A 13,986-nucleotide genomic window follows, 5' to 3' on the forward strand; every position below is an offset into this window, starting at 1 on the left:
AACCATCAGGCACAGCAGCGCGGCGTCTCGCGCCGGCGCGGAGCGAAGCGGAGTGCTGGCGTGAGCGCCGCTTCGCACAGTGGCGGCGCGACGGCCCGGGCGGTGGTGACCGGCATCGGGGTGGTCGCACCGAGCGGCATCGGCGCGGACGCGCACTGGCGCACGGTCCTCGCCGGCACCCGCCGGACCGGGCCGATCACGTTGTTCGACCCGGCCGGCTATCCGACCCGCTTCGGCGGGGAGGTGCCCGGCTTCACCGCCGACTCCTACGCCGACAGTCGACAGTTGGTGCAGACCGACAGGTGGACGCACCTCGGCTTCGCCGCCACCCGGCTGGCGCTGGCCGATGCCGGCCTGCCCGACCGGGCCCCCGACCCGTACGGCTACGCGGTGACCCTGGCCAGCTCGTCCGGGGGCAACCTGTTCGGTCAGCGGGAACTGCAACGGCTGTGGGGTGGCACCTCGCGGACGGTTGGGGCGTACCAGTCGATCGCCTGGTTCTACGCCGCCAGCGTCGGGCAGCTCTCCATCCACCACCAGTTCAAGGGCCCGAGCGGGGTGCTGGTCGCGGAGTCGGCCGGTGGCCTGGACAGCCTGGCCCACGCCGCCCGAGCGGTGCGCCGGGGCACCCCGGTCGTGATCGCCGGGGCCACCGAGTGCCCGTTGAGCCCGTACGCGCTCGCCTGTCAGCTGCGCTCGGGGTTGCTCAGTGACGTCGCCGACCCGGAGCGGGCGTACCGGCCGTTCGACGCCACTGCCAGCGGCTACCTGCCGGCCGAGGGTGGAGCGGTGTTCGTGGTGGAGGAGCTGGGGCACGCCCTGGCCCGGGGCGCCCGCGTCTACGGCGAGGTGAGCGGGTGGGGCTCCACCCACGACGCCGCGCACACCACTGCGGAGAGCAGCGGCGACCCGGCCCAGTACGCGCGGGCGATGCGGCTGGCCCTGGACCGGGCGGGCGTCGCCGCCGCCGGAATCGACGTGGTGCTGCCCGACGCTCTCGGCGTGCCCCGCTACGACCGCAGCGAGGCCGAGGCGCTGCGGGCAGTGTTCGCCGACCGGCCGCCCCCGGTGACCACGCAGAAACCGCTGACCGGTCGGGCGTACCAGGGCGGCTCGGCGTTGGACGTGGCCACCGCGCTGCTCGCCTTCGCCCACGACACGTTGCCCGCGTCGGCGGGCCCGGACGAGGTGGCCGAGGGCTGCGAGCTGGACTTCCTGCGCGAGCACCGTCGACCGCGCAGTCGACTCGCCCTGATCTGCGCGCGGGGCTTCGACGGGTTCAACAGTGCGCTGGTCCTGCGCGGGGCCGCGCCGATGAGGGGAGAGGCGTCATGAGCGACAAAAGGGCACGGGTGGTCTTTCTGGTACGGGTGCCGGTGCCGCGCACCGAGGCGTTCCTCGCCGCGTACGAACAGGTGCGGCACCTGGTCGCCGGCGGTGTGCCGGGGCACCTGGTCGACCAGGTGTGCCGGTCGTCGACCGACCCGGAGCAGTGGCTGATCACCAGCGAGTGGGCGAGCCTGGCCGACTTCGAGGAGTGGGAACGCAGCCCCGAGCACCGGAACCTCGTACGCCCGATGCGGGAGTGCTTCACCGACGCCCGTTCGCTGCGCTTCCACATCCACGCCCAAACCCCAGCCCTGCCCTGAGGCTCCCCGCGCCCCCCGCCAGCCCGCTTCCCGCGCCGCCCCCGTCGATCATGGAGTTGTGGTGGGCAACAAAGCGCCCCCTGTCCCCGCGATCTTGCACTTGCTGTCGCGACATAGGGGTCACTCTGCACATATCGACGACCGAAAGTGCAAGATCGGCGCGGCGGGGCGGGCCGATGCCTTGGCTGCGCCGCGCGGTGTCGACATCGGGGCAGGAGCGCGTAAGGTCCTGTAGCCATGAAGGTGCTGATCTCGGTGGACATGGAGGGCGTCTCGGGGATCGTTCACCCCACCGAGACGAACCCGGATCGGTACGACTACGAGCGAGGCCGGGCGTTGATGACGGCCGAGGCGAACGCGGTGATCGCCGGGGTCCTCGATGCCGAACCCGACGCGGTGGTGTGGGTCGCCGACGCGCACGGAACGTTTCGGAACATCCTGCCGGAGGACCTCGACCGGCGTGCTCACCTAGTGCGGGGCAAACCCCGCCCGCTGGGCATGCTCGCGGGGTTGGACGAGCAGACGGATGCCGTTCTGCTCATCGGCTATCACGCTCGGGCTGGTGCCGGGCCCGCCGTGCTGGCCCACACGATAAGTGACGCCGTCCTCGACGTGCGGGTGGCCGGCCGATCGTTGGGCGAGATCGGCCTCAACGTCGCCATGGCCGGACACCTGGACGTGCCCGTCGTTCTGCTCAGCGGAGACGACACCGCCTGCGCGGAATTCAGCGCGCTGGTGCCCTCGGCGGTCACCGTCGCCGTCAAGCAGACCCTGGGTCAGGCCGCCGCGGTGGCCCTGCATCCGCAGGAGGCACGGGAGCGGCTGCGCCACGCCGCCGCCGACGCGATCGCCCGGCGCGCCTCGATCCCACCGGCGACGATGGCCGGGCCGTTGGACGTCGAGGTCGATCTGTACGGGCCGTACATGGTCGACCTCGCGGTTCTGGTGCCGGGTGTTACCCGCGTCGGTGGCGGCCGGACGGTCGCCTTCCACGCCGTCGACGTCGCCGAGGCGTACCGGCTGGTTCAGCTGCTCGTCCAACTCGCCAGCATCAAACCGAGCTAGGGCCCGAGAACCGTCTCGCTCGGCCGGCGACCTCGCCGCCATCGGCCGTCCGGCTGAGGACGCGCGACGGTTGTACGAGGGGTCATGCCTCGGTGACGTTCTGCCGAATCACCCGCCCGATCATGCCCGCCGAACGGGCTGTCGGCAATCCGGCTGGCCGCTGCTTTTGATCCATCCATTCGCATCTAGCAATGGCCACGTGGGAGTCGTATGGTTCCCCGCAGCACCCCGACAAGCGTACGTGATGGGCGGATTCGCCCTCTTTCATGCTGGGCGGTGAACGGCAGTGACGGCAGAAGATCCTACGGCGACAGACCCCGGCTGGGTGGACGAAGTCCTCTTCGCCGGCCACCCGACCGACGTTTGTCTTCGTCTGCCCGAGCCCGTCGACCGGGCCACCCTGCACCGGCTGGTCACCGCCGCGCAGGAGCGGCTGACCACCGCCGGACTGCGCCCCGGTGGCGCCGCGGCGCTGCGGTTGCCGCCGTCGCTGGCGTACGTCGTGAACCTGCTGGCCACCTGGCGCGCCGGGGGGCAGGCGATCCTGCTCGACCACCGGCTCACCGACCACGAGGTGGACCGGGCGCTGACCCGGTTGACCCCGCAGGTCGTGGTCGCTCCGGTACGGACCGGTGGCGGCGCGCTGAAGATCTTCGTCGACGTCACCGAGGGCGTCACCCGGTACGCCGACCGCCCGGCGGTCAGCGGCCACGCCGTGATCCAGCTCAGCTCCGGATCCACCGGCCCGTCCAAGGTGATCGGCCGCACCGCCGCCGACCTGGTCGCCGAGGTGCACCGCTACACCCGGATCGACGGGGTGGCGCTGCCCGGCGAGCGGATCATCCTGCTGCCCTCGATGGTGCACGTGCTCGGCCTGGTCGGTGGCCTGCTCTACGGGCTGCACGCCGGGGTCGAGCTGGTGCCGCCGGAGCGGCTCAGCGGCGACGCCGTGCTGGCCGCGATCAGCGCCGCTGCCACACCCGCCACCGTGCTGGGCGTGCCGTTCCACATCGGACTGCTCGCCTCCACCCGCCCGACCGGTCCACTGCCACAGCTACGGCGGATGACCACCGGGGGTGAGCTGGTCCCGGCCGCCGTCGCCCGGGCGTTCACCGACCGGTACGGCGTACCCCTGGGCAACATGTACGGGATGACCGAGGTCGGGGTGATCGGCACCGACCTGCACGGGTCGCACCGGCCGTCTATCGCCCCCGCGCCCGGGATCGAGGTCCGTGAGTCGGGCGGTGAGCTGTGGGTGTCCTGCCCGGCGTCGCCGTACGTCGGGCTGAGCGACCCGACCCGCTGGTCCGACGGCTGGCTGCACACCCGCGACGCCGGGACCGTCGATGACGACACCGGCCTGGTCACGGTGCGCGGTCGACTCGACTCGCAGGTCTCCGTCGGCGGGATGAAGGTCGACCTGACCGAGGTGGAGGCCACCGTCGCCGAGCTGACCGGGGTCGCCGCCGCCGTGGTGATCTGGGACGACGGCATCACCGCGTACGTCCAACCGGACGGCCCGTTGTCGGAGGAGACGCTGGACAAGCTCCTCGCCGAACGGTTGGCCGGCTACAAACGGCCCAGGGCGTTGCACCTGCTCGATCAGTTGCCCCGTACCACCACCGGCAAGCTGGTCCGCTCGACCGATGCGCTGCGCTCGGCGGTCACCCCGTGACCGGGCCGCTGCACCACCTCGACGTCGACCTGCTCGCCCGCGTGCGCGGCGACCGCCAGGACGAGGCTCCCGCCCAGGTGCGGGTGGCCGACCCGCAGCAGCCCGGTGCCGGGCACCGGCCGCAACGGCAGCCCCGGCTGCGGCATCAGCCGGCGCAGCCCGCCGTCGCGCAACCCCTGCCCGAGCGCCTTGCCGACCGCCTCCTTGGCGGTCCACAGCCGCAGGAAGTCCACCGTCCGGCCGGCCTCGGGCCGATCGCCCAACCAGGCCAGCTCGGCGGGCGGGAACCAGCGGCGGGCCAGCGCGAGCGCCGGCAGCGGGCGGATGCGCTCCACGTCCACCCCGACCGCGCCGGCTTGACGGGCGGCGACCACCACCAGCCCGGCGGTGCGGCTGACGCTCACCGCCAGCTCGACCGACCCGGTCACCTCGTCGACCCGGACGACCGGCCGTCCCTCGCGGTCGTGCGTCAGCACCAGCTCGGCGTCCGGGCGACCGAGCAGCAGAGCACCCGCCCGCCGCAGCAGCACAGCGGCCGGATCCGGCTGACCGCCGGTGTCCCGGCCGACCCACACGTAGGCGGTGTCCCGACCGGACACCGTCAGCTGAGCCACGCAGAAAGGGTATCCATGAGAGCCGAGGTCCGCGCCTTCGTCGTCGAGCAGCTCGCCGACATGAACTACGACGTCGAGGGGCTCGACGACGACACCACGCTCGGCCCCTCCGGCGTCGACCTGGAGTCACTCGCGCTGGCCGACCTGTCCGTCCGGGTCGAGGACCGGTACGGCCTGACGTTCGCCGACGACGAGTCGGAGCAGCTTGCCCTGATGACGGTCGGAGAGTTCACCACAATGGTCGCCGATCGTGTCACCGAGGCGACGAGCGACAAGAGCTGATGGGCGGTCAGCCCGATCTGGGGCGAGCTGACCTGATGACCATGCTCGCCGAACTCACCGCGAAACCGGCTGCCGAGGTGTCCGACCGGATCGGCTCGATGGAGCTTGCCTGGCTGGTGCACCTCGTCGAGCAGCGCTACGAACGCCGGCTCGACCTCACCGACGACGAACTGGCCGGCATCCGCACAGTCGACGACGCCCTGGTGGTGTTCCAGGCGTCGCTGACCGCCTCCGCAGATGGTTGAGGCGCGCGTCGCCCAGCTCACCGGTGTGTACGCGGTCAGCGCCCTGGGGCGGGGCGCCGACGCGCAGCTCGCCGGGGTGTTGGCCGGCGTGCCGGCGTTCGGACCGGTGGACCGGTTCGACACCGCCGCCCGCCGGGTCACAGTGGCGGCCACCCTGCCCGAGGTCGCCACCCTCCCCGACGAGTTGGCCACCGCGATCGACGCGGCCTGCCGCGCGGCCGGTCTCAACCGCGCGCAGCGCGCCGGGTGCGCCCTGCTGCTCGCCGTGCACGGCGGCCCGGCCGTGGGCCCGCCGCCGGCCGTGCTCGCCGGTCAGCTCGCCGCGCGATGTGGACTGTCCGGTCACACCCGGGTCTACACCAGCGCCTGCGTGTCGGCCAGCACGGCGGTGGCCGACGCCGCCGCCCGGATCACCCGGGATGATGTCGAGCGGGTGGTGGTCGCGGCCGGCTACCTGGTGGAGTCCGACCAGTACGCGCTCTTCGACGCCGGCCGCGCCCTCGCTGTCGACGGGGCGGTCCGCCCGTTCAGCACCGGCCGTCGAGGGTTGCTGCTGGGTGACGGCGTGGCCGCGGTGGTGCTGGAGTCGAGCGCCGTCCGACGACGCGGTGTCGCGCCGGTGGCCACGGTGGTCGGCTGGGGGCGGGCCGGCGACGCGTTCCATCCCTGCCAGCCAGAACCCGGCGGCACCGGGCTGGCCCGCGCGGTCGACGGCGCGCTGCGTCGGGCCGGGCTGCCACCGCAGTCCGTCGGCTACGTCAACGCCAACGCCACCGGTACCGCGCAGAGCGACGCCGCCGAGGCCGCCGCCCTGCGTCGGGCTCTCGGCGGTCATGCCGCCCGGGTCCCGGTCAGCTCGACGAAGTCGGTGCACGGGCACGCGCTGGAGGCGTCCGGGTTGCTCGAACTGGTGGTCACCGCGCTCGCGCTGCGCCACGGCGACCTGCCGGTCAACGCCGGCTGGCTGGGCCCCGACGACTCCTGCCCCCTGAACGTGGTCAAGGACCGTCCTCAGAAGACGGAGGCCACCCACGCCCTGACCCTCAACGCCGCCTTCGGCGGCGCCAACACCGCTCTCCTGGTCGGCGTCGGATGACCGCCCCCCACTCGCCGCGATCTTGCACTTTCGGCCCCGACGAATCCGACCAAACACGCGAAGCGACGACCGAAACCGCAAGATCGCCGGGGGAGAGGGTCGGGGAGAGGGCTCGGGCTCTCTGGCCCGAGGGCGGGGACGTCGGGGCCACCGTGGCGGGGGTGCCGGGGTTCGTGCACTCGGACTTCGCGCCGGTGGTGGTGGCCGTCGCGGAACGGTGCCTGCGGCGGGGATACGGGTCGGCGGGAGTGCCCGCCGGGGTGCGGACGGGAATCGTGCTGGTCAGCGCCAGCGGTGATCTCGCCAGCGCTCGGCACGTACGGGCCACCGTCGAGGCCGGCGGGCGGATCGGCCCGCTGTTCTTCTTCCAGTCCGTGCCCAACAGCGTCGCCGGGCACCTCGCGGCCCGCTGGAACCTGCGAGGACCGGTGGTCTGCCTCAGCCCGACCGGCGACCCGTACACCGACGGTGTCGCCGAGGCCGACCTGCTGCGCGACGACGGCGACGCCGACGAGGTGTTGCTGATCCTGATCGAACAGGCACCCGACGGGCCGACCGAGGCGGTCGCGGTGCTGCTGGGGGGAGGAGCACGACCATGAGGACACGGGGACTGCGCGGCGCACTGGCCGCCGACACCGAACTGGGCGCGGGCAACGTCCTGGCCCGGGTGCTGGCGCACGGCGCCGACCCGGACGGGCCCGGCCTGACCTTCGACACCGCCGTCGACGGGCACCCCGCCGAGACGCCGCTGACGCTGGGCCGGCTCGACGAGCGGGTCGCCGCCCGCGCCGCCTGGCTGCACGAACAAGGAGTACGCCCCCGCGACCCGGTTGCCGTCTGGGCCACCGCCGCCGCCGACATGGTGCTCAGCTTCCTGGCACTGGCCCGGCTCGGGGCGATCCCGGCGCTGATGAACGGCAAACTCCGCCCGGAAATCGCCGCCGAGTACATCCGCCGCCTGCGGGGCGTCGGTGTGCTGGCCGACGACGCGCACACCGCAATGCTGGCCGGGCACGACCTCGGCGTACCCCTGCTCGGCACTCCCGCGCAGGCCGGCACGGGTGACCCGGCCGCGGCCCCGGCGCACTACCGGCACCACCCGGACGACCCGATCGTGATCACCCACACCTCCGGGACGACCGGGGTGCCCAAGGCGGTGCTGCACTCGCACGCCAGCCTCTTCGCGGCCACCCGACACCTGCTCACCATGCCGCAGGCGCAGGGCACCACCCGGATCCTCAACGCGCTGCCCGCACCGCACACCGCGACGGTGCTGATGGTCAACCAGGCGCTGGGCAACCGCGCGCAGATGTTCCTGCTCTCCGAGCAGGGCGGCGAGCAGGTGCTGGACGCCATCCAACGCTGGCGCCCCGACGGGGTGTTCGGTTTCTCGGTCACCTGGGCGGAGCTGGCCCGCTTCGACCTGTCCGGGTACGACCTGGACTCGGTGCGGCTGTGGTTCAACACCGGCGACGCCTCGCACGAGCCGCACATCCGCCGGCTGGTCGCGGTCGGTTGGCGCGACACCATCACCCGCGACGGGGTGGCGAAGGTGCCCGGCTCGGTCTTCATCGACGGGTTGGGCTCCAGCGAGATGGGGCACTCGATGTTCCACATCACCCACCGCGCCGACACCGACCGGTACGGCCGCTGCATCGGCCGCCCGTACCGGTTCGCGAAGGTGGCGGTGCTCGACGCCGACGGTGAGCCGGTGCCGGTCGGCGAGGTGGGTTTCCTGGGCATCGACTCACCGTCGCTGTTCCGGGGCTACTGGAACGACTCGGTCACCACCTACCGCTTCCGCCAGCGCGGCTGGTACCTCACCGGTGACCTGGTGCGCGCCGACACCGACGGGCGCTACTACCACCTGGACCGGGCGGTGGACTCGGTAGACGCCGGTGACGGGCGGCGGTTCTTCACCGCGCTGTCCGAGGAGCGCATCCTCGCGGCCTGCTCGGACGTCACCGACTGCACCGTGGTGATCGTCGCCGAGGCCGGAGCGGTCGTCACCGACGTGCTGCTGGAGTTGGCCGCCGGCGCCGACGAGGCCGAGGACCGCACCGAGCGGGTCCGCGCCGCCCTCGGCCCGGACGTCGGCGCCACACTGCGCCGGGTCGTGCCGGTGCGCTCCGCCGACATCCCGGTCACCGTGACCGGCAAGGTCCGCAAGGTGGTCCTGCGCGAGCGCTACCTCACCGAGGCACGCTCATGACCGCGTTGATCACGGGGATGGGTCTGTTCACACCGGTCGGTCGGGGCGTCGAGGAAACCTTCGACGCGCTGACCACCGGCCGGTCCGGGCTGACCCGCCCGCCCGAGGGGCACCCGGCGAGCGCGTCGCTGGACGTCGCCGGCCTGCTGCCCGACATCGACCCACGTACCGTCGCGTCCGGGCCGGAGACCCGGGTGCTGGACCGGATCGTCGTCCTCGCCCTGCTCGCCGCCGCCGACGCTCTCACCGACGCCGGCATCGAGGTGGGCCGCGACGTCGACCCCGACCGGATCGGTGTGATCGTCGGTGGGGTCGGCGGGATGGCCACCCTGGAGTCGCAGGTGCTGGCCCGGGCGGCCCGGGGCCGGGCGGCGGTCAGCCCGTACCTGCTCACCGGGATCCTGCCGAACATGCCGGCGGCGCGGATCGCCATCGCGCACGGCATCCGTGGCTACAGCTCGTCGGTCGGCACGGCCTGCGCCTCCGGCGCCCAGGCGGTCGCCGACGGGGTGCGGCTCATCGCGACCGGCGAGGTCGACGTGGTGCTCTGCGGGGCCAGCGAGGCACCGCTCTTCCCGACCTTCGCCGACACCTTCGGCAACGCGCGGGCGTTGGCGCGCGCCGGCACCGACCCGGGCCGGGCGAGTCGGCCGTTCGACACCTCCCGCAGCGGGTTCGTCCTGTCCGAGGGCGCCGCGCTGCTGGTGCTCGAACGCGCCGAGCACGCCGCGGCCCGCGGCGTCGCCGGGTACGCCGAGGTGGCCGGGCACGGCGCGACGACGGACGCGTACCACCCGACCGCCCCCCGCCCGGACGGCGCCGGCGCGGCGGCGTGCATCCGCCGGGCGCTGCGCAGCGCCGGTGTGCCGGCGGCGGCGGTCGGATACGTCAACGCGCACGGCACCGGCACGAAGCTCGGTGACATCGCGGAGACCACGGCGCTGGCCGACGTCTTCGGCGTCGGCGGTGTGCCGGTCAGCTCCACCAAGGCGCTCACCGGTCACCTGCTCGGTGCCTCCGGGGCGCTGGAGGCGGCGGTCACCGCGTTGGCGCTCGGTCGGGGCCTGCTGCCGCCGACGTACCACCTCGACGATCCGGATCCGGCCTGCCCAGCGGACCACATCCGTGGCACGGCCCGCAAGACAGACCTGGAGTACGCCGTCACCAACTCGTTCGGGTTCGGCGGCCAGAACGTGAGCCTGCTGCTGGCGCGCGTCGCCGAGCCGAGGGGGTGATCGAGGCGGCATCCCGGGCGGGGTGTGCCCGGACGGCAACACAGGGGGAATCGGGTGGGAAGGGTTTCAGGCGACATGGACATCCGTGGTATCGACCACATCGAACTCTACGTGGGGGACGCCCGACAGGCGGCCTTCTACTTCAGCACCGCCGTCGGCTTCGAGATCTGTGGCCAGGGTGGTCCGGAGACCGGGCTGGCGGGGCAGCGCTCACTGCTGCTCTGCCACGGCGACATCCGGTTGCTGCTCACCTCCGGGCTGAGCGCCGAGCATCCGGCGTCGCGGTACGTGCAACGCCACGGTGACGGCATCGGGGTCGTCGCCGTCGAGGTCGACGACGTGCCGGCCGCGTACGCCGAGCTGGTGGGTCGGGGCGCGACAGGGGTGACGCCGCCGACCACCCGCACCGGCGCGGACGCCGAGGTGGTGACCGCCGAGGTGGACGGCTTCGCCGACGTGCGGCACCGGCTGGTGCAGCGCCGGGGCGAGGGGAGCGAGTTCCTGCCCGGCGCCATCACCGCGGCGGCGTCCACGACGGACGGCCACCCGCCGGTGCTCGCCGAGATCGACCACCTGGCGGTCTGCGTGCCGCCCGGCCAGCTCGACGAGACGGTCCGGCACTTCGAGGCGCTGTTCGACTTCGCGCAGATCTTCGAGGAGCACATCGAGGTCGACGGACAGGGCATGAACTCCAAGGTGGTGCAGAGCCCGTCCGGGCGGGTCACTGTGGTGCTGCTCGAACCGGACCGCAACCGGCGACCCGGGCAGATCGACGCGTTCCTCGACCAGCACGCCGGTGGGGGAGTGCAGCACCTGGGGCTGCGCACCGACGACATCGTCGGCGCGGTCGAGGCGCTGGGCCGGCGCGGGGTGCGCTTCGCCGGCACCCCCGCCAGCTACTACGACGCCCTGGAGGCGCGGGTCGGTCGGATCGACGCCCCACTGCACCGGCTGCGCGAGCTGGGTGTGCTCGTCGACTCCGACCACGACGGCCAGCTGCTGCAGATCTTCGCCGAGTCGATGCACGTGCGTCGCACGCTGTTCCTGGAGCTGATCGAGCGACGCGGCGCGCGCGGCTTCGGCAGCGGCAACATCAAGGCCCTTTACGAGGCCAAGGAGCGGGAACTGGCCACCGCGGTGGCCACACCACAGGGGGTGGGGGCGTGAGCGCGAGGAGTGAGCCGGGTTTGCGAGCCCCGCAGTCGCGAACCAAGGAGGCGCAGTGACCGCGACCGACTACGAGCCGACGTTGACCGCCGAGGAGCAGGCGCTGCTGCCGTCCGACGACGACGTGCGGCACTACGCCGAGCACGGCTGGTACCTGTCGAAGAAGGTGTTCACCGACGACGAGGTGGACGCCCTCGCCGCTGCCACGCAGCGCTACTACGACGGGGAGCGGGACCGGCGGCTGCCGGTACGCCCACCGAAGCTGGCCTACTGGGAGCAGTCCTTGGGCCCGGTGCAGCGGCACAACGACTACGTCCACCACGAGCACGACGGGCTCGGCGCGATTCTGCGCAAACCGCTGCTCGGCGCGGTCGCCGCCCGGCTCGCCCGAGCCGACGAGATCCGGGTCTTCCAGTCCACGCTGATCTACAAGCCGCCGATCTCCGGCGAGCCGAGCAACATCGTGCCCTGGCACTTCGACAAGCACTACTGGGCGTCCTCGTCGTCGGAGAAGATGCTGACCGCGTTCATCCCCTTCCACGACTGCGGGGAGGAGATGGGCACCATCACGATGGTCGACGGTTCGCACCGGTGGAAGGAGATCGGCGCGGACGACACTGTGGTGCGGCACTTCGCCGACCGGGACCGCAGCCAGCTGGAGGAGATGCTGGCCGAGAACGCCGCGTACAACGGCGCGGAGATCCGCAAGATCCCGATGGTGATCCCCAAGGGACACGTGAGTTTCCACCACTGCCGCACCTACCACGGCAGTGGCCCCAACGTCAGCGGTCGCCCCCGCCAGGCGATCTCGCTGCACCTGCAGGACGGCGACAACGCCTGGCGGGAGTATCCGCTCTCCGACGGCACATTCGCTTCGTACAACCACGACGTGCTGGTCCGCCGCACCCACGACGGGCGGCCGGACTACGCGGACCCCGATTACTGCCCGGTCATCTGGCGCCACCGCGCCCAGCAGGGAGGCTGACATGTCACGGTACGACTGGGGTAAGACGCACCCGGGCATCGAGCGGTTGGAGCGGGCGGTGACCGACCGGCGCGACGCCGTGGTCAAGCACCCGCTCTACGCCAACCTCGACACCCACGACGCGCTGGTCACCTTCATGCAGCACCACGTCTTCGCGGTCTGGGACTTCATGTCCCTGCTGAAGTCGCTGCAACGGCAACTGACCTGTGTCACGGTGCCGTGGATCCCGACCGGCCCGACCGGCAGCCGCCGCCTCATCAACGACATCGTCATGGTCGAGGAGAGCGACGAGCTGGGCGGTGGCTACATCAGCCACTTCGAGCTGTACGTGCGGGGCATGGCCGAGGCCGGCGCGGACACCACGGCGGTGAACGCGCTCATCGACCTGCTGCGCGCCGGCCGACCGGTCACCGAGGCGCTCGCCGAGGCCGGGGTGCCGGCTGCGTCGGCGAGGTTCGCCGCGACCACCTGGCAGATCATCGAGTCCACACCGGTGCACTGCCAGGCGGCGGCGTTCGCGTTCGGCCGGGAGGACCTGATCCCGGACATGTTCACCCAGGTCGTCTCGGTCAACGAGGTCAGCAACCGGCTGCACACCTTCGTCGACTACCTGGAGCGGCACATCGAGGTCGACGGCGAACAGCACACTCCGATGGCCATGCAGATGCTCGCCGACCTGTGCGGCGACGACGACACCAAGTGGCAGGAGTGCGCCGACACCGTCAACACCGCCCTCGCCGCGCGGGCAAGGCTCTGGGACGACATCCTGGCCGCCATCAAGGGGCCCGTGTGACCGACGCCGACCCGGTCCGGCTCTACCGCACGGTCCGGCTGATCCGCCGGTTCGAGGAACGGGCGGTGGAGATGGTCCACGGCGGGCAGATCGTCGGCGGCATCCACCCGTACCTCGGTCAGGAGGGGATCGCCGCCGGCGTCTGCGCCGCGCTGGGCGCCGACGACGTGCTCGCCGGCACCCACCGTGGGCACGGGCACGTCCTGGCCCGCGGGGCCGACCCGGCCCGGATGCTCGCCGAGCTGTGCGGCCGGGTCACCGGCCTCAACGCCGGCCGGGGCGGTTCGATGCACGCCGCCGACCTGAGCATCGGCGTGCTCGGGGCCAACGCGATCGTCGGCGCCTCGGGGGCGATCATCACGGGTGCGGTCTGGGCCCACCGCCGCCGGGGCCGCGACACCGTCGGGGTGAGCTTCTTCGGCGACGGCGCGGTCAACGAGGGGATGCTGCTGGAGGCGTTGAACCTGGCCGCGCTCTGGCGGGTGCCGGTGCTGTTCGTCTGCGAGAACAACGGTTACGCGACCACCATGCCGGTGGCCGGCGCGGTGGCCGGCAGCATCGCCGGCCGGGCCGCCGCGTTCGACATCCCGGCCGTCCAGGTCGACGGCCAGGACCCCGAGACGGTACGCGTCGCCGCGTGCGCCGCCGTCGGCCGGATGCGCGCCGGCGGCGGCCCCGAGCTGATCGAGGCCCGGACTTACCGCTTCGACGTGCACCACACCTTCGAACACGCGGTACGCCTCGACTACCGGCCACCCGACGAGGTGACCCGTGGTCGGGCCCGGGACCCGGTGCGCATCCAGGGTGAACGCCTCACCGACACCGACCGCGCCGCCGTGGACGCCGAGGTCGAGGCGACCCTCGACGCGGCGGTGCGGTTCGCCCTGAACAGCCCGCGACCCGACCCGGCCGACGCGTTGACCTACCTGTACGCCAGCGGCCTGACCGCCCGCACCGGAGGTGGCTGA

At 72.7% G+C, this 13,986-nt stretch carries 15 protein-coding genes; 14 read left to right on the forward strand and 1 reads right to left on the reverse strand.

Annotated features, from left to right (window positions below; translation table 11 throughout):
* Positions 1-60: 60 nt before the first annotated feature.
* The 4 genes from ABZU43_RS20060 to ABZU43_RS20075 all read left to right on the forward strand — a co-directional run bounded on the left by ABZU43_RS20060 (position 61) and on the right by ABZU43_RS20075 (position 4,389).
* Complete coding sequence (locus ABZU43_RS20060) at positions 61-1,335, forward strand: beta-ketoacyl synthase N-terminal-like domain-containing protein (RefSeq protein WP_355007990.1); 1,275 nt, start codon at positions 61-63, stop codon at positions 1,333-1,335.
* Positions 1,332-1,649: an antibiotic biosynthesis monooxygenase family protein gene (locus ABZU43_RS20065; RefSeq protein ID WP_355007991.1), complete on the forward strand. Its 318-nt coding sequence runs from the start codon at positions 1,332-1,334 to the stop codon at positions 1,647-1,649. The genes ABZU43_RS20060 and ABZU43_RS20065 overlap by 4 nt, the downstream gene beginning before the upstream one ends.
* 237 nt (positions 1,650-1,886) lie before the next feature.
* Positions 1,887-2,714 (forward strand): M55 family metallopeptidase, encoded by an 828-nt coding sequence (locus ABZU43_RS20070; RefSeq protein WP_355007992.1) that lies wholly within the window; start codon positions 1,887-1,889, stop codon positions 2,712-2,714.
* 325 nt (positions 2,715-3,039) lie between these two features.
* A complete protein-coding gene (locus tag ABZU43_RS20075) occupies positions 3,040-4,389 on the forward strand; it encodes a class I adenylate-forming enzyme family protein (protein ID WP_355007993.1) in 1,350 nt (449 codons plus the stop codon).
* On the opposite strand, the gene ABZU43_RS20080 is transcribed toward ABZU43_RS20075, so the two are convergent.
* Positions 4,317-5,003, reverse strand: coding sequence for a 4'-phosphopantetheinyl transferase superfamily protein (locus ABZU43_RS20080; protein ID WP_355007994.1), 687 nt, complete (start codon positions 5,001-5,003; stop codon positions 4,317-4,319). The genes ABZU43_RS20075 and ABZU43_RS20080 overlap by 73 nt on opposite strands.
* Positions 5,004-5,018: 15 nt before the next feature.
* Here ABZU43_RS20080 and ABZU43_RS20085 point away from each other — a divergent pair, with 15 nt between their 5' ends.
* The 10 genes from ABZU43_RS20085 (at position 5,019) to ABZU43_RS20130 (ending at position 13,986) form a co-directional block, all read left to right on the forward strand.
* A complete protein-coding gene (locus tag ABZU43_RS20085) occupies positions 5,019-5,285 on the forward strand; it encodes an acyl carrier protein (protein WP_355007995.1) in 267 nt (88 codons plus the stop codon).
* Positions 5,285-5,530 carry an acyl carrier protein gene (locus ABZU43_RS20090; protein WP_355007996.1) on the forward strand — a complete coding sequence of 82 codons (246 nt, stop codon included), beginning with the start codon at positions 5,285-5,287 and terminating at the stop codon, positions 5,528-5,530. Before ABZU43_RS20085 ends, ABZU43_RS20090 begins: the two co-directional genes overlap by 1 nt.
* Positions 5,523-6,626: a beta-ketoacyl synthase N-terminal-like domain-containing protein gene (locus ABZU43_RS20095; protein ID WP_355007997.1), complete on the forward strand. Its 1,104-nt coding sequence runs from the start codon at positions 5,523-5,525 to the stop codon at positions 6,624-6,626. Before ABZU43_RS20090 ends, ABZU43_RS20095 begins: the two co-directional genes overlap by 8 nt.
* Before the next feature lie 152 nt (positions 6,627-6,778).
* Positions 6,779-7,225: a beta-ketoacyl synthase chain length factor gene (locus ABZU43_RS20100; protein WP_355007998.1), complete on the forward strand. Its 447-nt coding sequence runs from the start codon at positions 6,779-6,781 to the stop codon at positions 7,223-7,225.
* A complete protein-coding gene (locus ABZU43_RS20105; protein ID WP_355007999.1) occupies positions 7,222-8,838 on the forward strand; it encodes a class I adenylate-forming enzyme family protein in 1,617 nt (538 codons plus the stop codon). Before ABZU43_RS20100 ends, ABZU43_RS20105 begins: the two co-directional genes overlap by 4 nt.
* Positions 8,835-10,073 (forward strand): beta-ketoacyl-[acyl-carrier-protein] synthase family protein, encoded by a 1,239-nt coding sequence (locus ABZU43_RS20110; protein ID WP_355008000.1) that lies wholly within the window; start codon positions 8,835-8,837, stop codon positions 10,071-10,073. Before ABZU43_RS20105 ends, ABZU43_RS20110 begins: the two co-directional genes overlap by 4 nt.
* Positions 10,074-10,148: 75 nt before the next feature.
* Positions 10,149-11,240: a 4-hydroxyphenylpyruvate dioxygenase gene (gene hppD, locus ABZU43_RS20115; RefSeq protein WP_355008001.1), complete on the forward strand. Its 1,092-nt coding sequence runs from the start codon at positions 10,149-10,151 to the stop codon at positions 11,238-11,240.
* A 55-nt stretch (positions 11,241-11,295) separates the two neighbouring features.
* Positions 11,296-12,225 (forward strand): phytanoyl-CoA dioxygenase family protein, encoded by a 930-nt coding sequence (locus tag ABZU43_RS20120; RefSeq protein ID WP_355008002.1) that lies wholly within the window; start codon positions 11,296-11,298, stop codon positions 12,223-12,225.
* A 1-nt stretch (position 12,226) separates the two neighbouring features.
* Positions 12,227-13,018, forward strand: a complete 792-nt coding sequence (locus tag ABZU43_RS20125; RefSeq protein WP_355008003.1) for a DUF3050 domain-containing protein — start codon at positions 12,227-12,229, stop codon at positions 13,016-13,018.
* On the forward strand, positions 13,015-13,986 hold the full coding sequence (locus tag ABZU43_RS20130; protein ID WP_355008004.1) for a thiamine pyrophosphate-dependent dehydrogenase E1 component subunit alpha: 972 nt from the start codon (positions 13,015-13,017) through the stop codon (positions 13,984-13,986). Before ABZU43_RS20125 ends, ABZU43_RS20130 begins: the two co-directional genes overlap by 4 nt.

This window comes from Micromonospora sp. NPDC005205, assembly GCF_040608275.1.
Lineage (GTDB): Bacteria > Actinomycetota > Actinomycetes > Mycobacteriales > Micromonosporaceae > Micromonospora.